Source organism: Providencia sp. PROV048 (assembly GCF_033688165.1).
In the GTDB taxonomy this organism is placed as follows: domain Bacteria; phylum Pseudomonadota; class Gammaproteobacteria; order Enterobacterales; family Enterobacteriaceae; genus Providencia; species Providencia hangzhouensis.
In genome coordinates, this window is the sequence record NZ_CP096360.1 from 662547 (window position 1) to 681350 (window position 18804).

Annotated in this window: 15 protein-coding genes; 12 read left to right on the top strand and 3 right to left on the bottom strand. The window is 41.9% G+C overall.

Features of this window, described 5'->3' with window-relative positions:
• Positions 1–87: 87 nt before the first annotated feature.
• Entirely contained in the window at positions 88–1647 is a 1560-nt protein-coding gene (locus tag M1F26_RS02810) for a BCCT family transporter (protein WP_004905756.1), read from the bottom strand.
• Positions 1648–1965: 318 nt separating this feature from the next.
• Here M1F26_RS02810 and M1F26_RS02815 point away from each other — a divergent pair, with 318 nt between their 5' ends.
• The 3 genes from M1F26_RS02815 to M1F26_RS02825 are packed head-to-tail and all read left to right on the top strand — an operon-like array spanning position 1966 to position 5551.
• Complete coding sequence (locus M1F26_RS02815) at positions 1966–3093, top strand: aromatic ring-hydroxylating oxygenase subunit alpha (RefSeq protein WP_004905752.1); 1128 nt, start codon at positions 1966–1968, stop codon at positions 3091–3093.
• A 39-nt stretch (positions 3094–3132) separates the two neighbouring features.
• On the top strand, positions 3133–4581 hold the full coding sequence (locus M1F26_RS02820; RefSeq protein WP_140172050.1) for an NAD-dependent succinate-semialdehyde dehydrogenase: 1449 nt from the start codon (positions 3133–3135) through the stop codon (positions 4579–4581).
• Positions 4582–4597: 16 nt separating this feature from the next.
• Entirely contained in the window at positions 4598–5551 is a 954-nt protein-coding gene (locus tag M1F26_RS02825; RefSeq protein ID WP_140172051.1) for a PDR/VanB family oxidoreductase, read from the top strand.
• A gap of 45 nt (positions 5552–5596) precedes the next feature.
• Here the strand turns inward: M1F26_RS02825 and M1F26_RS02830 are convergent, their stop codons facing one another.
• Both M1F26_RS02830 and M1F26_RS02835 read right to left on the bottom strand, forming a co-directional pair.
• The gene (locus tag M1F26_RS02830; protein WP_004905746.1) at positions 5597–6502 is read right to left on the bottom strand and encodes a helix-turn-helix domain-containing protein; all 906 of its coding nucleotides are present in this window, start codon (positions 6500–6502) and stop codon (positions 5597–5599) included.
• A 34-nt stretch (positions 6503–6536) separates the two neighbouring features.
• Positions 6537–7451 carry a LysR family transcriptional regulator gene (locus tag M1F26_RS02835; protein ID WP_004905744.1) on the bottom strand — a complete coding sequence of 305 codons (915 nt, stop codon included), beginning with the start codon at positions 7449–7451 and terminating at the stop codon, positions 6537–6539.
• A 102-nt stretch (positions 7452–7553) separates the two neighbouring features.
• Between M1F26_RS02835 and M1F26_RS02840 the strand changes: the two genes are divergently transcribed.
• The 9 genes from M1F26_RS02840 (at position 7554) to deoB (ending at position 18510) form a co-directional block, all read left to right on the top strand.
• Entirely contained in the window at positions 7554–8618 is a 1065-nt protein-coding gene (locus M1F26_RS02840; protein ID WP_140172052.1) for a tartrate dehydrogenase, read from the top strand.
• 202 nt (positions 8619–8820) lie between these two features.
• Positions 8821–10410, top strand: a complete 1590-nt coding sequence (gene prfC / locus M1F26_RS02845) for a peptide chain release factor 3 (RefSeq protein ID WP_004914793.1) — start codon at positions 8821–8823, stop codon at positions 10408–10410.
• A 191-nt stretch (positions 10411–10601) separates the two neighbouring features.
• Entirely contained in the window at positions 10602–11012 is a 411-nt protein-coding gene (locus M1F26_RS02850; RefSeq protein ID WP_140172053.1) for a BON domain-containing protein, read from the top strand.
• A gap of 132 nt (positions 11013–11144) precedes the next feature.
• Positions 11145–12242 carry a patatin family protein gene (locus M1F26_RS02855; protein WP_004905737.1) on the top strand — a complete coding sequence of 366 codons (1098 nt, stop codon included), beginning with the start codon at positions 11145–11147 and terminating at the stop codon, positions 12240–12242.
• Complete coding sequence (locus M1F26_RS02860) at positions 12235–13020, top strand: TatD family hydrolase (protein WP_227528897.1); 786 nt, start codon at positions 12235–12237, stop codon at positions 13018–13020. Before M1F26_RS02855 ends, M1F26_RS02860 begins: the two co-directional genes overlap by 8 nt.
• A 305-nt stretch (positions 13021–13325) precedes the next feature.
• Positions 13326–14609 carry a NupC/NupG family nucleoside CNT transporter gene (locus tag M1F26_RS02865; RefSeq protein WP_180359527.1) on the top strand — a complete coding sequence of 428 codons (1284 nt, stop codon included), beginning with the start codon at positions 13326–13328 and terminating at the stop codon, positions 14607–14609.
• A 474-nt stretch (positions 14610–15083) separates the two neighbouring features.
• Positions 15084–15863 (top strand): deoxyribose-phosphate aldolase, encoded by a 780-nt coding sequence (gene deoC, locus M1F26_RS02870; protein WP_140172055.1) that lies wholly within the window; start codon positions 15084–15086, stop codon positions 15861–15863.
• 48 nt (positions 15864–15911) lie between these two features.
• Positions 15912–17234, top strand: coding sequence for a thymidine phosphorylase (gene deoA / locus M1F26_RS02875; protein ID WP_004905729.1), 1323 nt, complete (start codon positions 15912–15914; stop codon positions 17232–17234).
• Positions 17235–17286: 52 nt separating this feature from the next.
• Positions 17287–18510 (top strand): phosphopentomutase, encoded by a 1224-nt coding sequence (gene deoB / locus M1F26_RS02880; protein WP_140172056.1) that lies wholly within the window; start codon positions 17287–17289, stop codon positions 18508–18510.
• The last annotated feature ends 294 nt before the right edge of the window (positions 18511–18804 follow it).

Sequence of the window (18804 nt, forward strand, 5' to 3'; positions counted from 1 at the left end):
ATTTAAGTAACGAATAATTTATTATTAATATAATTAAAACCCCAATATGTGTCATAACATATTGGGGTTTTGTGCTTTAATGGACGACTATTTTTCAATTTCAGGAAGAATAGGTTTATTAATTAGTTGGATATTATCTTTTAACTCTTTTTTTGCCGCAGCTTGTGCGTTAACTTCTTCATTGAGGCCTTTATATGTGGAATAACACATAATTAGCATCATGATGGATAACGGTACAGCCATGGCGACCAGTGCAGATTGCAAACCAGATAATCCGCCGGTCATAATTAGTACGATCGCGATTGCTGCAATAATGACACCCCAAATGGTTTTAGTGACATGAGACGGATTTGGGTTCCCATTTTCACTGACCATTCCCAGTACAAATACCGCCGAGTTAGCTGATGTGATAAAGAAAATCAGTACCAAGGCAATAGCTAAGACACTAATAAATGTCGATGCAGGGAAATAATCTAAGAACTTAAACAGTGCAGATGTGACATCGTTTTTTACAGCATCTGCTAGTGCGGTTTGCCCTAAGTTTTGAATTAAATGGATGGCAGAACCGCCCATAACTGCAAACCATGCAAAAGCACTTAATACAGGAATAAATACTGCGCCAATCATAAATTCTTTGATTGTTCTTCCTTTTGAAATACGAGCCACAAAGCTGCCAACTAACGGTGCCCATGCTATCCACCAACCAAAGTAAAACAGTGTCCAGTTAGCAATCCAAGTACCGTCATTATAGGGTTCTGTGCGAAACGACATACTGACAAAATTTTGGACGTAGTCTCCAATACCTTGGAATAAAACTTTTAAGATAGTTTGGGTTGGACCAGATAGAAAGATAAATGCCATTAATCCGAGAGCAAGTATGATATTTAAGTTTGATAGATGTTTTATTGCCCCTTGTAACCCGGAAATCGTCGAAGCAATATAAACAACAGTAATAATAGCAATCAAACCAATTTGTACATAAATACTAATGGGCAATCCCCATAAGTAATTCATACCACTGTTAACTTGTAGTGTACCAAAGCCTAATGATGTGGCGATACCAATGACGACGGATAACATCACCAATATATTGATCCATTTCCCGACAGAGCCGTAGATCCGATCCCCAATCAATGGATAGAAAACAGAGCTGAGTGAAGATGGTAGTTTTTTTCTAAATTGGAAATAGCCTAAAGCTACACCGACAAGCGCATAACAGGCCCATGCAGAAACACCCCAATGCAGATAGACATATTGCATGGCTGCTTTAGCAGACTGTTCTGTTGAACCTTGGCCAATCGGCGGGCTGATATAATAGGAAACAGGCTCTGCTACCCCCCAGAACATCAAACTTATACCAATTGAGGCACTGAATAACATCGCAATCCAAGTGACTGTACGGTATTCCGGTTTGTCATTGTCATCGCCAAGGCGTATGTGACCAAATTTGGAAAAACCGAGAAACATACAGAAGCTGAAAAAGATAAAAACGGAACCTAGGATAAACCAACCTAGATTGTTATAGATAAAACTTAAGGCGGAATTTGAAAAAGCTTCCAGCTTATCAGGAATAAATGCACCAAAGCTGATTAACGCTAGGCTAAAAGCTAGCGACACGTAAAATACGGATTTTTTATGATTCATCATACCTCTTCTCCAGTTGCTCACTTATTTTTCTTTTATGAGAGTTGGCTTGCAGGGAATACTCGTTGTGTTTTAAGGGTACTTTTTGTTAGATGCTACTTTTGGTTTACAAAGAATAGCCATGCAAAGATTGTGCAGTCAACAAGAAATTAACCAATCATTAACAGGTGAGTTAAGGGTGATTGATTTAACTGATTGTTATTATTAATTTAATCGTTTTTGGTTAAAAAATTATCAATATTTCATTTGATCATTAATGCGATCTGCATTAACATTCTCAAAAAAGATGTTAACTATAAGTTTACATAAGTGAGGGCAATTATGAGCAATGCAACTAAAGTCATTTCGATTAATGATCACCTTGATATTGATAACGCATGGACAATCCCTGCGCGTTATTACACGTCTAATGATATTTTTGAGTATGAAAAAGAAAAAATATTTGCTAATTCATGGGTTTGTGTCGCTCATGTTAGTGAAGTAAAAGAAAAAAATTCCTATATCACTCGTGAGCTCATTGGCGAAAGCCTTGTGATTGTTCGTGGTCGTGATGATGTATTACGTGGTTTTTATAATGTATGTCCACACCGTGGACACCAGTTGATCAGCGGTGAAAGTGGCAAAGTCAAAAATGTGATTACTTGCCCTTACCACGCGTGGGCATTCAAGCTAGATGGCCAATTAGCACATGCGACTAATTGTGAAAATGTGAATAATTTTGAAGCCGATGCAATGTCATTAAGTAGCTTCCATGTTATTGAACATGCAGGGTTTATCTATGTAAATATGACTGTAGGTGAGCCTCAGCCTATTGAAGAGCAACTTCCTGGCTTAGCCGAAAAAATGCAAGAAGCTTGTGGAGTCATTAGCGATTTAAAATTGGCAGCGCGTTTTGTTAGCCATACTCCTGCTAATTGGAAAACTATCGTTGATAACTATATTGAATGTTATCACTGCCCAACCAATCATGTGAGTTTCGCCAGTTCCGTGGATGTCAACGTATACGAACACCAATTATTGGATAATTGGACTGTTCAAATTGGCAAGGCAAAACCCTCTGAATCCTCCTATCAGTTTGATGAATCTGTTTTAGACCCACGTTTCTTTGGTTTTTGGATTTGGCCAAGCACCATGTTCAATATGCCTCCAGGCGGGGATTTCATGACGGTAATTTATGAGTTTCCAGTGAACGCAGGGGAAACCTTGCAGCACTATGATATTTATTTCCTCAATGAAGAACTGACTGAATATCAGAAAAACTTAGTGGAATGGTATCGCACCGTATTCCGCCCAGAAGATCTGCGCTTGGTAGAAAGCGTACAAAAAGGATTACGCTCACGGGGTTATCGTGGCCAAGGCCGCATTATGGCAGATAGGCAACGTAGCGGGATCAGCGAGCACGGCGTTGCCCATTTCCATAAAATCGTCGCTGGTGCGCACACTGAGTAATCACGTTATTTATTATAAAAATAAAAGGAGAAGTCACAAATGCATCATTTAACTTACCCTGCACTATTTCGTCAGTTATGTTACATCAATGGGCAATGGGTTGATTCAGATAAAAAAATCCCTGTGACTAATCCTTTTGACCAATCTGTGCTGGGAACGATCCCCAGCCTGTCTGCAACACAAGTGGATGAGGCGATTGAATATGCCCATTCTGCAATGGAAGGTTGGAGTAAGCTGACTGCTAAAGCGCGTTCTATCATTCTACGCCGCTGGTTTGAGCTGATTGAAGCCCATGTTGATGATCTTGGGCGCTTAATGACGCTCGAGCAAGGTAAGCCACTGAATGAGGCAAAAGGTGAAATTCGCTATGCCGCTTCCTTTATTGAATGGTTTGCGGAAGAGGGGAAACGTGTTTATGGGGAAACCATCCCTCAAACGGTGGGAAGTAACCGCCTTTCGACAATCAAGCAGCCGATCGGTGTTTGCAGTGCGATTACTCCGTGGAATTTTCCCGCAGCGATGATCACTCGTAAAGCGGCTCCAGCACTGGCTGCGGGTTGTAGTATTATCATCAAGCCAGCGACTGAAACGCCTTTTACGGCACTTGCCCTCGCTCAGTTGGCCGATGAAGCGGGCATTCCCGCAGGGATATTCAATATCATTACTGGGGATTCTCGTGTTCTAGGTGAACGTCTAACTAAACATGAGCTTATTAGTAAGTTTTCATTCACCGGTTCAACGCAAGTTGGCCGAGTATTGTCTGAGCAGTGTGCATCGACAATTAAAAAAACATCACTCGAACTGGGGGGAAATGCGCCTTTTATTGTTTTTGATGATGCAGATATTGATAAAGCGGTAAAAAGTGCGGTGCAAGCGAAGTTTCGTAATGGCGGGCAAACCTGTGTTTGTGTGAACCGTTTTTATCTTCAAGATACTATTTTCGATGAATTTCAGACCAAGTTCGTTGCAGAAGTCGCCAAATTGCAAGTCGGTAATGGCCTTAAAGCGGGAATTGATATTGGGCCTATGATAACGACACGTGCTATTGATGGTATGAATGAGCTATTACAGGATGCACTAGCGAAAGGTGCACGCCAATTAACCTTAGGTAATGAAGTAGCGGAGTATGGCAATTTCTTTAATCCAAAAGTCCTTGTTGATGTTGATGACTCAATGAAGATTGTTCATGAGGAAATTTTTGGCCCCATTGCAACATTGATTCGTTTTAGTGATGAAAATGAAGTGATTACTCGCGCCAATAATACGATTTATGGCTTAGCGGCTTATTTCTTTTCTCGTGATGTGAGTCGTGTATATCGTGTAGCTGAAAAACTACAAAGTGGCATGGTCGGTATCAATACAGGCTTAATTTCTAATGAAGTTGCTCCCTTTGGTGGAGTGAAACAATCAGGTTTAGGAAAAGAAGGCTCTCGATATGGTATTGAGGATTATTTAAGTACTAAGTATCTGTGTTTAGATATTGAATGATGAGAGGGGCACTGTGATGAACCAACAAAAAATTGCAGTCAATGTCAGTCGAATTGAGCAAATTAGCCCAAATATTAAAATGTTCGAGTTTGTTGCACAAGAGGGCGCGCTAATGCCTTTTAGTGCAGGCAGTCATGTCACCGTTCATATGGGCGAGCAGGCTGGTTTGCAACGTGCATATTCGTTAATCAGCGACCCGCAGCAGTGTGGCAGCTATTGTATTTCTGTCTTGCGTGATGAAAACTCGAAAGGTGGTTCTGCATTTATGCATGAGCAGCTATCGCCAGGGGATAGCTTGTATCTGTCCCCAGCACAGAATTTTTTCTCGTTAGCACCGGATAACCAATGTAAGCATATTTTGATCGCCGGTGGGATTGGGATCACGCCTTTTCTCTCTTATCTCTATGAATTAGAAGAAAATGGAATGGATTTTGAACTTCATTACTGTTTTCGTGATAGTACAACGGCGGCATTTCTTGAACATTTACAACAGCGTATTGGCTCGCGTTTATTTCTTTATGACGGTAGCCAAGGGCAGCGAATGTCTGTCGAACAGTTAGTTAAAGCACAAGGAAGTAATAGCCATCTGTATGTATGTGGCCCTCAATCATTAATTAATGAGGTGATTGAAAAGGGTCATCAGCACCTGGGTGAATCACAGGTTCATTTTGAAAATTTTGGCGAAGTTGCCAGCGAAGGGGATTCATTTGAAGTCTATTTCCAACGCTCAGGCTTTAGTTTGGAAGTCGGTAAAGATGAGTCTATTTTGCAGGTAATCGAAGCAGATAAGCGCATTAACGTGGAATGTTTATGCCGTAATGGGGTTTGTGGAACCTGCGAAACGGCAATACTTGAGGGAGAGGCTGATCATCGTGACCACTACCTCGATGATGATGAAAAAGCTGAGCAGAAAACGATGATGTTGTGCGTTTCGCGAGCTAAATCTAAACGATTAGTCCTTGATTTATAATCAAAGTTGCCCCGCTTAGGCCATAAGTGGGGCAAAATACCTGTTTTAAATATCTTTTAATTCAAACATTAAAAAAGGCTGTTTTTCATCATTAAAGTGTTGATAAGCCGTAATTTGCTTGTCTTGAAATACGATTTGACCACGCCCTGTACGAAATACTTCATCTAACCATGGCTTATGGTTGATCACTAATTGATATAATAAACGTTGTAGTTCAAGGTAATCTATTTCAGTCGATTGATTGTGTAAGTTGCTGGCTAATATTTCGCCTGCTTTATCTGTAAATACGACTAAATGATTGAAATGAGATAATAATACATCAAAATAGCATTTGATTTTACGTAGGCGTAGTTCGGTATTCTTACGTTCGGTGTTGTCTAAACTGATCCCAACCAGCTTTGTCACTTTGCCATTAGGGCCTCTGACTCCTGTTGCTCGGGATGTGATCCAACGGTAATCGCCTTCCCAGTTAATTTTAAAATCCATTTCATGGGCACCGCCTTCACGAATAATTTTGGAATATCCATTAACCAATTTTTCTTTGGAGTCATGGCTCATTAAAGCCCAGAAATCTTCATTACTGGTGATTTTGATACCATAAACGGCTTCAACGTTGTCCGAGTAGTTCAATTCCCCAGTTAATAAGTCCCACTCCCAAGTCACGATATCTGCGGATTCTTGAAGATGGACTTCGTTGATGTTGCGCATGACGCCTGAATTGCTAACAGTGACTTGGTTATTGGTATACTCACCGTATTTCAACCATATCTTGTCGACATCCAATAACGTGGCGAGCTTTTCAAGATTATCTTCATCAATCATGCCGCCTTTCGTCCATTTGTTAACCGCCGTTCGGGAAACACCAAGGGCTTCAGCGGCTTTTAATTGACTCATTTTTTTCTGTTTTAGCAATTTCAACAAACGTTCTTTGAATGTCTCTGTTTCTGTCATCAATTCATGTTTACCTTATAACTTATGGAGTTAACTAAAAACCATGTGATAAGTGAGTAGCAAGGTATTGCTCTAGATTTTCGATAAAGACTCTAAGATTAGCACTCGTTCGGAGACTTCTCGAATATACAGCATAAACATCTGCAGTTTGATGCCATTGCGGTAACACTCGTACTAATTGGCCTGACTGTAACTCAGGCTGCACACTCCATTGGGAGCGCAATAGGATCCCTTCACCACTTAAGCACCATTGCTTGGCGACTTCACCATTATTGACGGTTAATTTGCTATTGGGAGTGACCGTCATACTTTCTTGCTGGTATTCAAGCTTCCATACTGCGGGGGCTTGGTTACGTTCTTTAATCGCAATACAAAAGTGCTTTTGTTCCAGTTCTTGTGGGTATTTTGGGTAGCCGTGTGTTGCTAAGTAGGTTGGAGAAGCGCACAGAATACGCTGGTTCCGTGCAATTCGCCTAGCAATAAATTGCTCAGCTATCGTACCGCCAATACAGATATCAACGTCAATGTTTTCACTAATAATATCGACAGACTTATCGGTCAAAGTGAGATCAATGCCTAATAAAGGATGACTCCCCCGTAATGTGAGTATAAACGGGTTAATATAAGTACTGCCAAACCCTGTGCTACAACTGATACGTAGATTGCCGCGGATCTCTTCGCGACAGGCGTTGAGTTGTTGTTGCATCTGTTCCAATTCAGCTAGCATCACTTCACTGCTACGTAAAATAATTTGCCCTTCGTGAGTCAGCTTAATTGAGCGAGCCGTTCTAAAAAATAAAGTTTGTCCTAAATTTTCTTCTAGCAACTTAATGCGTTTAGAAACATAAGCTGGGGATACCAACAGCTGTGATGCAGCTTGAGAGAAACTCATCAAACGGGCAACCGTGACAAAAACGCGGATATCCTCTAACGAAGGAAGCTTGTTCATAGTTTGTAAACCTAAGGATTACACTTCATATCTATACTTTATCACAGCAACCCCTAAACTGGAGAACAAACAGACATAATTCATTTATCAGAGGTTTTCACAATGTCACAATTTAACATAGCGGTTATTCCTGGTGATGGTATTGGTACCGAAGTGATCCCTGAAGGATTAAAAGTATTAGCAGCGGCAGCCAATAAACACAATGTAAAACTTAACTTTACCCATTTTGATTGGTCGTGTGAAACCTATCACCGTACAGGGCGTATGATGCCTGAAGATGGTTTAGAACAATTAAAGAAATTTGATGCGATTTTCCTCGGTGCGGTAGGGTTCCCTGGTGTTCCTGATCATATTTCATTATGGGGGCTGCTATTACCCATCCGCCGCGCTTTTAACCAATATGTTAACTTACGCCCTGTACGCTTATTTGATGGCATTAAATGCCCATTAGCAGACAAAAAACCGGGAGATATTGATTTTTATGTCGTGCGTGAAAACGTTGAGGGGGAATACTCTGCGATTGGCGGCATTCAGTACGAAGGTACGGATGAAGAAATGGTACTGCAACAAAGCGTTTTTACCCGTAAAGGTACCGACCGTATCTTAAAATATGCTTTCGATTTGGCGCAGTCACGTGAGAAAAAACATTTAAGTTCAGCGACGAAATCCAATGGGCTATTTCATTCAATGCCTTATTGGGATAGCCGTGTAGCCGAAATGGCGAAGCAATACCCAGATATCAAAGTTGACCAATTTCATATTGATATCTTTGCTGCAAACTTAGTGAGAATGCCAGAGTTCTACGATGTGATTGTAGGGTCAAATCTATTTGGCGATATTTTGTCTGATTTAGGGCCTGCTTGTACGGGAACTATTGCGATTGCGCCATCGGCCAATATTAACCCAGAAAAACAATTCCCATCGATGTTTGAGCCTGTTCACGGGTCAGCACCTGATATCGCAGGGCAAAATATTGCCAACCCGATTGGTACGATTTGGGCAGCCGCCATGATGATGCAGCATTTGGGATGTCCCGAGATGCATGATTCTATCATGTCCGCAGTAGAAACAGCGATTAAACAACGTCAACATTTGACTCGCGATATGGGAGGCAATGCTAGTACACAGGCGCTAGGGGATGAAATTACCCGTTTAGTCAGTGCCTAAAGGCGGTATTTATTGAGCCAATTTAGTGAGCCATCGGGGGACTGTTTTGCCTGTTCCTCGATGCTTTGATTGTTAATACCCCCAAGATCTGCGAAAATATCCGCCAATTTTGATTAACAAGACGGATTTGCGACGCCAAGAGCCACATTGAGCCTCTTCGAATGCTTATACAAATCTGTATATAAACGAAAAGAACGGTTAAATGACAGATCAGAACTTTCTCCATGAAGTTAGCACACGCAGAACGTTTGCTATCATATCCCACCCCGATGCGGGTAAAACCACAATAACCGAAAAAGTGTTATTGTTTGGGCACGCTATTCAACGTGCTGGTACGGTAAAAGGCCGTGGCTCTAACCAACACGCTAAATCTGACTGGATGGAAATGGAAAAGCAGCGTGGTATTTCGATTACCACCTCTGTTATGCAGTTTCCTTATAATGATTGTCTTGTTAACTTATTGGATACCCCAGGTCACGAAGACTTCTCTGAAGATACTTATCGTACATTAACGGCCGTTGACTGCTGCTTGATGGTCATTGACTCGGGTAAAGGGGTTGAAGACCGGACACGTAAACTGATGGAAGTCACTCGTCTACGTGACACTCCAATCTTAACTTTCATGAATAAGTTGGACCGTGATATTCGTGATCCAATGGAATTAATGGATGAAGTGGAAAATGAGCTGAAAATTGCTTGTTGTCCAATCACATGGCCTATCGGTTGCGGTAAACTATTCAAGGGTGTTTATCATTTATTACGTGATGAAACAATCCTATACCAAACAGGCCAAGGGCATACGATTCAAGAAGTCCGTATAATTAAAGGGTTAAACAACCCCGATCTCGATGCCGCTGTTGGTGAGGAACTAGCCGCGCAGTTACGCGATGAGCTGGAATTGGTTCAAGGGGCATCCCATGAATTTGACCATGATGCATTTTTGCAGGGTGAATTAACCCCTGTCTTTTTCGGCACTGCATTAGGTAACTTTGGTGTTGACCATATGTTAGATGGCTTAGTTGAATGGGCTCCACAGCCGCAGCCACGCCAAACAGATTTACGCCAAGTGAATGCGACAGAAGAAAAATTCACCGGTTTCGTATTTAAAATTCAAGCGAATATGGACCCGAAACACCGTGACCGCGTTGCATTTATGCGTATTGTTTCAGGTACTTATGAAAAAGGCATGAAACTACGCCAAGTGCGTATCAAAAAAGATGTGGTTATTTCTGATGCTTTAACCTTTATGGCGGGGGATCGCTCTCAGGTCGAAAACGCCTATGCAGGGGACATCATTGGGTTACATAACCATGGTACGATTCAAATCGGTGATACCTTCACACAAGGTGAAGAGCTCAAATTTACGGGTATTCCTAACTTTGCCCCTGAATTATTCCGCCGTATTCGCTTACGTGATCCGCTAAAACAAAAACAACTGTTAAAAGGCCTCGTTCAGTTATCTGAAGAGGGTGCAGTACAGGTGTTCCGCCCGTTAACTAACAATGATTTAATTGTTGGTGCGGTAGGTGTGCTGCAGTTTGACGTGGTGGTTTCACGTTTAAAAAGCGAATATAACGTTGAAGCTATTTATGAAGCCGTTAACGTTTCTACTGCGCGTTGGGTTGAGTGTGATGATGCGAAGAAATTCGAAGAGTTTAAACGCAAAAATGAGCAAAACTTAGCCCTTGATGGTGGCGACAACTTGTCTTATATCGCACCGACTATGGTGAATTTGAACCTGACTAGTGAACGTTACCCTGACGTTAAATTCCGCAAAACACGCGAACACTAATTGTGTTTATGACCCACGACTAGCATAGTTAGTGGGTCATCTTATTTCGAACTTCATTTAAAGCAACTTTCCCTGTTTTTTTATGCTTATCATCAAGAATATTCTGTCTTTATCACCTTTCTCTTTATTTTTTATGTTTTTTTACTTAGGCTATATTATTCGTTGTCCATTGCAGTGAAAGGAAGGTTTTTATGAAAAAAGCAAAACTATTGAGTTTGTTAGGAGTTATTGGGTTGAGCTGGGCGCTCGTGGCTTGTAGCTCATCATCAGATAGCGCTTTGAAAAAACAAGCCTCAGAAACCTGGGACAGTGCATCTAAGACCGTTGAAATGGCAGGTAAAGATACTGGGAATGCCATTTCGAGTGGCGCTAAAAACACCGGTGACTACATTGATGACTCCGCGATTACGGCGGATGTAAAAGGAAAATTACTGGGTACGAAAGGTATTTCGAGTAACAGCGTATCAGTAAAAACAGTCAATGGTGTTGTTTACTTATCAGGCTTTGTTAAATCAGCCGATCAAATTGATAAAATTACCCAAGTGGCATCGCAAGTCAATGGGGTAAAATCAGTACAAAATGGTTTAGTCATCGCTAACTAATCAGTAAATAAATGTCTCAATAGCTCATATTGCTGAATATTTATTGTACAATGCGGATAGAATGGGCTTTCAAAGGGAAGCTCATTCTGTTTTTGAGCTATTTAAAGTGAACTTCTGTCATTCAGAGGCATTATGGGAAAACACGTTTCAGTTACACTCGGCACGATTGAGCCGCTTGCATTCTTTGATAATATCAACTCGGGAAAAACTGCCCTGATTTGTGAAGGTGGCGGTCAACGAGGAATTTTTACTGCGGGTGTACTGGATGAGTTTCTTATCTCTGATTTCAACCCTTTTGACCTGATGATAGGCACTTCAGCTGGGGCTCAAAATCTTTCTGCGTATATTTGTGGGCAAGCAGGTTATGCACGCCGTGTGATCACGCGTTATACGACTAATTCGGCATTTTTCAATCCACTGCGCTTTATCCGCGGCGGTCATCTGATTGATTTAGATTGGCTCGTCGACACCACAGCAAAAGAATTCCCATTACGTATACAAGCAGGGCTCGATTTATTAAATTCAGGCCGTGAATTCTATATGGGAGCAAGCCGCAGTGATGATTTTTCCGCTGCTTTTCTAAAGCCTGACGCAGACAACTGGCTCGATATTATTCGTGCATCCAGCGCTATTCCGGGCTTTTATCGTGAAGGTGTCGAATTTGATGGCACGCTTTACCAAGATGGTGGCATTAGTGCTGCTATCCCAGTTGAAGAGGCATACCGCCGCGGTGCAGAGACTATTGTGGTGATCCGTACCGTTCCTTCCCAAATGTATTTTACCCCTGAATGGGTGAAAAGAATGACTCGGTGGCTGGAAGGGGATAAAAATGGCCTACAACGTATGGCCGCGATGCTAAAAGTTCATCTGAAAAGCTACCGTAGAACACAAGAATTTATTGAAAACCCACCAAAAGATGTACAGGTCTTTGAGATTTATCCACCTGTTCCACTGAAAAGTAGTGCGCTGGGTAGTAAGGTATCTTCGCTTAATCAAGATTACCATACGGGGCGCCGGTGTGGTCGCTATTTTATTGCAGCGCTGGGTGATGCCTTTGACCACAACACAAATCGCTTTAGCCATACTTTGGCACAGAAAATTGAGTCTAACCCATTAGATATTCAGCTTGAGCCACAAGTACCGAATGAGCTCATTCCTGAATTGGCGGCGGAGCCTGTTACCTCAATGCCTTTGGCCGCAATATCCGCAAATGAAAATCGTGATGGCTAAACGTCAATTTATTGATACTCATTGTCATTTTGATTTCCCACCTTTTAGTGATTCCTTCACTGAAAGTTTGCAGCTTGCTCAACAAAGTGGGGTGAGTGATATTATCATTCCTACAGTGAGTATGGATAATTTTGCACGAGTTTGGCAACTGGCACAGCAGTACCCGCAGTTGCATGCCGCTATGGGGTTTCATCCGTTATATTTGAGTCAGTTTCAAGAGCAACATATTGATATATTGACTGATTATCTAGCTAAAAAGAATAAAAAGTGTGTGGCGATAGGGGAGATTGGGCTTGACCTCTATATGCAAAACCCGCAATTTGAGAGCCAGCAAGTGGTGTTGTCCGCACAATTAAAGTTAGCGAAACAGTTTGATTTACCAGTTATTTTACATTCACGTAAAAGCCATGACCCATTAGCTGCGATGCTACGTCGTTTTGATGTCCCAGCTCGTGGCGTTGTGCATGGTTTTGCCGGCAGTCTATCTCAAGCCCAAGCCTTTGTTAAACTTGGCTATTATATTGGTGTTGGTGGCACAATTACTTATGACAGAGCGAATAAAACTCGCCATGTGATGTCGCAACTCCCTTTGACTTCATTATTATTCGAAACGGATGCCCCTGATATGCCAGTTTCAGGTTTTCAAGGCGAACCAAATCGTCCTGAACGTATTGAGTGGGTTTTTCGTTCATTATGTGAGCTTCGCCACGAATCCCCCGCAGAAATAGCCCAACAACTTTACAACAATAGTTTGTCGTTATTTAATCTCACCAAGTAAAACCGCATACAGAATCATAAATAATATTTATATAATTTCACTAATTGGCTATTAAAATCTATTCGGTTTTTATTGTGCTTAATTGGGACTTTAGTGCCTTTCCAGATTAAACTGAATGGATTTTGTGACTTTTGTCACATTATGTGAATTTTTGTTGTTTATTGCAGTATGTATTTGTGATGAGTATTGCGGGTTATTGGTGATGACTAGGTATAATCATCAAATTAAGAGTCAAGGTGACTTACACGTTTCCTTATATATCAACCTAAAATAAAGTGAACAGGGATCCTTCCATGCAGCTCATTATGAGTATTATCGGAATGGCGGTACTTATCGCGATAGCTATTCTATTTTCCAGCAATCGCCGAGCAATTAGACTACGCACAGTTGGCGGCGCATTTTTAATTCAATTAGCCATTGGTGCATTTGTTCTTTATGTTCCAGCGGGGCGTAGTGTGCTCCAAGGGATGTCTGACGCGGTTTCTAAAGTTATTGGATATGGTCAAGATGGGATGAGCTTCATCTTTGGCGGCCTTGTTTCCGATAAAATGTTTGAACTGTTTGGTGGCGGTGGCTTTATTTTCGCTTTCCGCGTTTTACCAATTATTGTTTTCTTCTCATCATTAATTGCTGTCCTTTATTATTTAGGGATCATGCAGTTAGTGATTAAAGTTCTTGGTGGTGGTCTGCAAAAAATATTGGGAACCTCAAGAACAGAATCGTTATCTGCAACAGCAAATATCTTTGTTGGGCAAACGGAAGCACCATTGGTTGTTCGCCCTTATATTGCAACAATGACGACATCAGAGCTGTTTGCCATTATGTGTGGTGGTTTAGCTTCTGTAGCAGGTTCAGTTTTAGCGGGCTACGCCCAAATGGGTGTACCAATGGAATACCTGATTGCTGCCTCCTTTATGGCCGCTCCAGGTGGTTTATTATTCGCCAAACTGATGGTTCCAGAAACAGAAGATGTAAAAGATAGGGTTGATGCGACAGATTTAGTCGCTGAAGATGAACGCCCTGCCAATATTATTGATGCGGCCGCTTCTGGGGCATCATCAGGGATGCAACTAGCGCTGAACGTGGGGGCAATGTTATTGGCCTTTATTGCTTTGATTGCATTGATCAATGGCATCTTAGGTGGTATTGGTGGCTGGTTTGATTATCCACAATTATCACTGGAATTATTATTAGGTTGGTTATTCGCTCCGATTGCCTTCTTAATTGGTGTGCCGTGGAGTGAAGCGACAGTTGCTGGTTCTTTCATCGGTCAAAAAATTGTTGTGAACGAATTTGTTGCATTCATGAACTTCGGTGAATACATGAAAGCGGATGCTGAAGTACTGGCGGCAGGTAAACAAGTGCTTTCCGACCATACTAAAGCGATTATTTCGTTTGCATTATGTGGTTTTGCTAACCTTTCATCCGTCGCTATCTTACTCGGTGGTTTAGGCGGAATGGCGCCAAATCGCCGTGGTGATGTCGCTCGTTTAGGTATGAAAGCGGTTATGGCTGGTACCCTGTCTAACTTAATGAGTGCAACCATTGCTGGCTTTTTCTTGACGTTAGGCGCAGCAGCCGTGATTTAATTTATATTTGCTATCAGCTAATCCAATTAAACGGAAGGGGATTAATCCTTCCGTTTTCATTTTGATTCGTTATATTCTTTTATGACTTTTTATATCAATCGTAAATTTTCAACTATTCTTAACTTAGTCAATCAATGATAAAGAAAATATTGAAAAAGCCATTTGAGAGAAGAATTGATGGCGATAGATGGTATAATTTGATCTATATCACATTTTTTATTTTAATAATGTAACATTCAGTCGATTAATGTGATTTGTAGCACATAAAATGGCATCATTCCATGGTCAAATAGGCATTAGTAAGCTGCTATGGAACTGCTAGTTCTCAGAGTCTAGGACTCTAGGGCATGATGCGGTGAGAAGGATCTCAGCTGCTCAGTTCGGAAAGAATCCGACTAGCATCTTTAAGGAACCAAGCCCGCTCGCCAACAAAGAACGTGTCGTTCTGAAGAATTAACAACGTTGGAGAGTTATATGACTGATTTAAAAGCGGCCGCACAACGCGCGCTGTCACTTATGGATTTAACCACTTTAAATGATGACGATACTGATGCGAAAGTCATCGCACTGTGTCATCAGGCGAAAAGCCCAGCAGGCAATACCGCTGCAATCTGTATTTACCCTCGTTTTATTCCCATTGCACGTAAAACATTACGTGAGCAAGGCACTCCAGATGTGCGTATTGCAACGGTTACGAATTTCCCACACGGTAACGATGATATTGATATCGCATTAGCTGAAACCAAAGCAGCGATTGCTTACGGTGCGGATGAAGTTGATGTTGTTTTCCCTTATCGTGCGCTGATTGCGGGTAATGAACAAATTGGTTTTGATTTAGTGAAAGCCTGTAAAGAAGCTTGTGCGGCTGCGAATGTGTTGCTGAAAGTAATCATTGAGACAGGTGAGTTAAAAGATGCAGCACTAATCCGTAAGGCTTCTGAAATTTCAATTAAAGCGGGCGCTGATTTTATTAAAACCTCGACAGGTAAAGTACCTGTTAATGCAACATTAGAAAGCGCGGAAATCATGATGCAAGTGATCCGTGATATGGGCGTTGAAAAAACAGTCGGCTTTAAACCTGCTGGTGGTGTACGTACCGCAGAAGAAGCAGCAGAATACTTAGCGTTAGCGGGACGAATTTTAGGTGACAATTGGGCAGATAGCCGCCATTTCCGTTTTGGTGCTTCTAGCCTATTAGCAAATTTATTAAATACGCTAGGTTTTGACGTTAAAAAATCAAGCAGCAGTTATTAATTTTCGCAATATTGTTAGCCGATAAATTCGACTTTAAAGGAGAATATTGTGTTTCTGGCACAAGAAATTATCCGTAAAAAACGTGATGGTAAGCCATTAAGCGAAGAAGAAATTCGTTTCTTTATCAATGGTGTTCGCGATAACTCAGTTTCAGAAGGTCAAATTGCTGCATTGGCAATGACTATCTATTTTAATGATATGACCATGCCTGAGCGCGTTGCATTAACGTTAGCAATGCGTGATTCAGGAACCGTTCTGAACTGGAAATCACTCAACCTCAATGGCCCATTAGTTGATAAACACTCAACTGGCGGCGTGGGTGATGTGACTTCACTGATGCTTGGCCCTATGGTCGCTGCTTGTGGCGGTTATGTACCGATGATCTCAGGCCGTGGTTTAGGCCACACTGGTGGCACATTAGACAAACTTGAAGCGATCCCTAATTTCGATATCTTCCCGGATGACGTTCGTTTCCGCGACATTATCAAAGATGTCGGGGTGGCAATTATTGGGCAAACTAATTCATTAGCACCTGCTGATAAACGTTTCTATGCGACCCGTGATATTACAGCGACAGTGGATTCAATTCCGCTAATTACCGCTTCAATCTTAGGTAAAAAATTGGCTGAAGGCCTTGATGCTCTGGTGATGGACGTTAAAGTCGGCTCAGGCGCATTTATGCCAACTTATGAGAAGTCAGAAGAGTTGGCTGAGTCAATTGTGAAGGTCGCTAATGGGGCGGGTTGTAAAACTACGGCATTATTGACTGATATGAATGAAGTGCTAGCTTCCAGCGCAGGTAACGCAGTTGAAGTTCGTGAAGCGGTTCAATTCTTAACGGGTGAATACCGTAACCCACGTCTTTATGAAGTCACCATGGCGTTATGTGTAGAAATGCTGGTATCTGGTTCATTAGCAGCAAACCGCGAAGAAGCACGCCAAAAATTACAGGCAGTATTAGACAATGGTAAAGCGGCAGAAGTGTTTGGCCGTATGGTAGCAGCTCAAAAAGGGCCTGCTGATTTTGTTGAAAATTACAACAAATACCTGCCGACTGCGGTACTGAGCAAAGCCGTTTATGCACCAAAAGATGGCATTATCACGCAAATGGATACACGTGCGCTGGGAATGTCCGTAGTGACGTTAGGCGGTGGTCGCCGTAAAGCGACAGACCCAATTGATTATAGCGTTGGTTTGAGTGATATCGCTGCGTTAGGCGCCAAAGTGGATACCCAAACGCCACTGGCAATTATCCATGCAAATAGTGAAAAAGCGTGGGAAGAAGCGGCGAAAGAAGTGCGTGAAGCGATGGTGATTGGAGACAAATCTCCTGAAACAACACCAATGGTTTATCGCCAAATCAGCGAGTAATACAAATAGATTTTAGTGGTATATCGTTTTAAAAATACCGCAGGAGAAAAATATGAAACGCACATTTATTATGGTTTTGGATTCCTTTGGGATCGGTGCAGCACATGATGCACATAAATTTGGTGATGAAGGTTCCAATACATTGGGTCACATCGCAGATGCTTGCGCCCGTGGCGAAGCGGATATTGGTCGTAAAGGGCCTCTGCATTTACCTAATTTAACAAAATTAGGTTTAGGTAAAGCAGGAGAAGAATCAAGCGGTTCATTCCCTGCAGGTCTTGACCCTAATGCAGAAATTATTGGTGCGTATGGTTATGCGAGCGAAATTTCTTCAGGCAAAGATACGCCATCAGGCCACTGGGAAATCGCAGGTGTTCCTGTGTTATTCGATTGGGGATATTTTTCTGATGAAGAAAATAGTTTCCCTCAAGAGTTACTGGATACGTTAGTTGAGAAAGCGAATTTACCGGGTTACTTAGGTAACTGCCACTCATCAGGTACGGTTATTTTGGATCAACTGGGTGAAGAGCATATGAAAACCGGGAAACCGATTTTCTATACCTCAGCTGACTCCGTATTCCAAATCGCTTGTCACGAAGAAACTTATGGCTTAGACAAACTGTATGAGCTGTGTGAGATAGCGCGTGAAGAGTTAACCAAAGGCGGTTATAACATTGGCCGTGTTATCGCGCGTCCATTTGTTGGCGACAAAGCGGGTAACTTCACACGTACAGGTAACCGTCATGACTTAGCGGTAGAGCCACCAGCACCAACCGTATTGAAAAAATTAGTTGATGAAAAACAAGGTGAAGTTGTTTCTATCGGTAAAATTGCGGATATTTACGCTCATGTCGGTATCACCAAGAAAATTAAAGCCACTGGTATCGATGCGCTATTCGATGCAACGGTAGAAGAAATGAAACTAGCGGGCGACAACACCATCGTTTTCACTAACTTTGTGGACTTTGACTCTGCATACGGCCACCGCCGTGATGTGGCAGGTTATGCAGCAGCATTAGAGTTATTTGACCGTCGTTTACCAGAGCTGATGAAGCTGGTTAAAGAAGATGACATTCTGATCTTAACCGCAGACCACGGTTGTGACCCAACTTGGCCAGGTACAGACCATACCCGTGAGCACATCCCAGTGTTGATTTATGGTCCAAAAGTGAAACCAGGTTCATTAGGCCACCGTGAAACTTTTGCAGATATCGGCCAGACAGTCGCGAAATACTTTGATCTGTCGCCGATGGGTTATGGTAAACCAATGCTCTAACACCCATTACCCGTCATACTTTGAGCTGTAGCGGTGTTGGCTGCATAAAACCACCCTAATCACATACTGATGTATGCTCATAGGGATGATTTTCTTTGCCGCCTAGCTACAACTCAAATTATTTAGGGTAATGGCGGGGAATTAAAGGTAATGGGCAAGCTATTGAAGGGTAATCGGCTAACAGTAGTTCGTTGGCTGCGATTCAAATTGCTTAGGCCAGTAAGATACAGATTATTAATAATAAGGTGGGAAGCCACCTTATTCATTTGAAAATATTTAATCGTTTAAAGGGAA

Coding starts and splice junctions, on each gene's coding strand:
- M1F26_RS02815 (WP_004905752.1), top strand. CDS start 1,966: ATGAGCAATGCAACTAAAGTCATTTCGATTAATGATCACCTTGATATT.
- M1F26_RS02855 (WP_004905737.1), top strand. CDS start 11,145: ATGGGAAAACACGTTTCAGTTACACTCGGCACGATTGAGCCGCTTGCA.
- M1F26_RS02825 (WP_140172051.1), top strand. CDS start 4,598: ATGAACCAACAAAAAATTGCAGTCAATGTCAGTCGAATTGAGCAAATT.
- prfC (WP_004914793.1), top strand. CDS start 8,821: ATGACAGATCAGAACTTTCTCCATGAAGTTAGCACACGCAGAACGTTT.
- deoC (WP_140172055.1), top strand. CDS start 15,084: ATGACTGATTTAAAAGCGGCCGCACAACGCGCGCTGTCACTTATGGAT.
- M1F26_RS02865 (WP_180359527.1), top strand. CDS start 13,326: ATGAGTATTATCGGAATGGCGGTACTTATCGCGATAGCTATTCTATTT.
- M1F26_RS02850 (WP_140172053.1), top strand. CDS start 10,602: ATGAAAAAAGCAAAACTATTGAGTTTGTTAGGAGTTATTGGGTTGAGC.
- M1F26_RS02820 (WP_140172050.1), top strand. CDS start 3,133: ATGCATCATTTAACTTACCCTGCACTATTTCGTCAGTTATGTTACATC.
- M1F26_RS02835 (WP_004905744.1), bottom strand. CDS start 7,451: ATGAACAAGCTTCCTTCGTTAGAGGATATCCGCGTTTTTGTCACGGTT.
- M1F26_RS02810 (WP_004905756.1), bottom strand. CDS start 1,647: ATGATGAATCATAAAAAATCCGTATTTTACGTGTCGCTAGCTTTTAGC.
- M1F26_RS02860 (WP_227528897.1), top strand. CDS start 12,235: ATGGCTAAACGTCAATTTATTGATACTCATTGTCATTTTGATTTCCCA.
- M1F26_RS02840 (WP_140172052.1), top strand. CDS start 7,554: ATGTCACAATTTAACATAGCGGTTATTCCTGGTGATGGTATTGGTACC.
- deoB (WP_140172056.1), top strand. CDS start 17,287: ATGAAACGCACATTTATTATGGTTTTGGATTCCTTTGGGATCGGTGCA.
- M1F26_RS02830 (WP_004905746.1), bottom strand. CDS start 6,502: ATGACAGAAACAGAGACATTCAAAGAACGTTTGTTGAAATTGCTAAAA.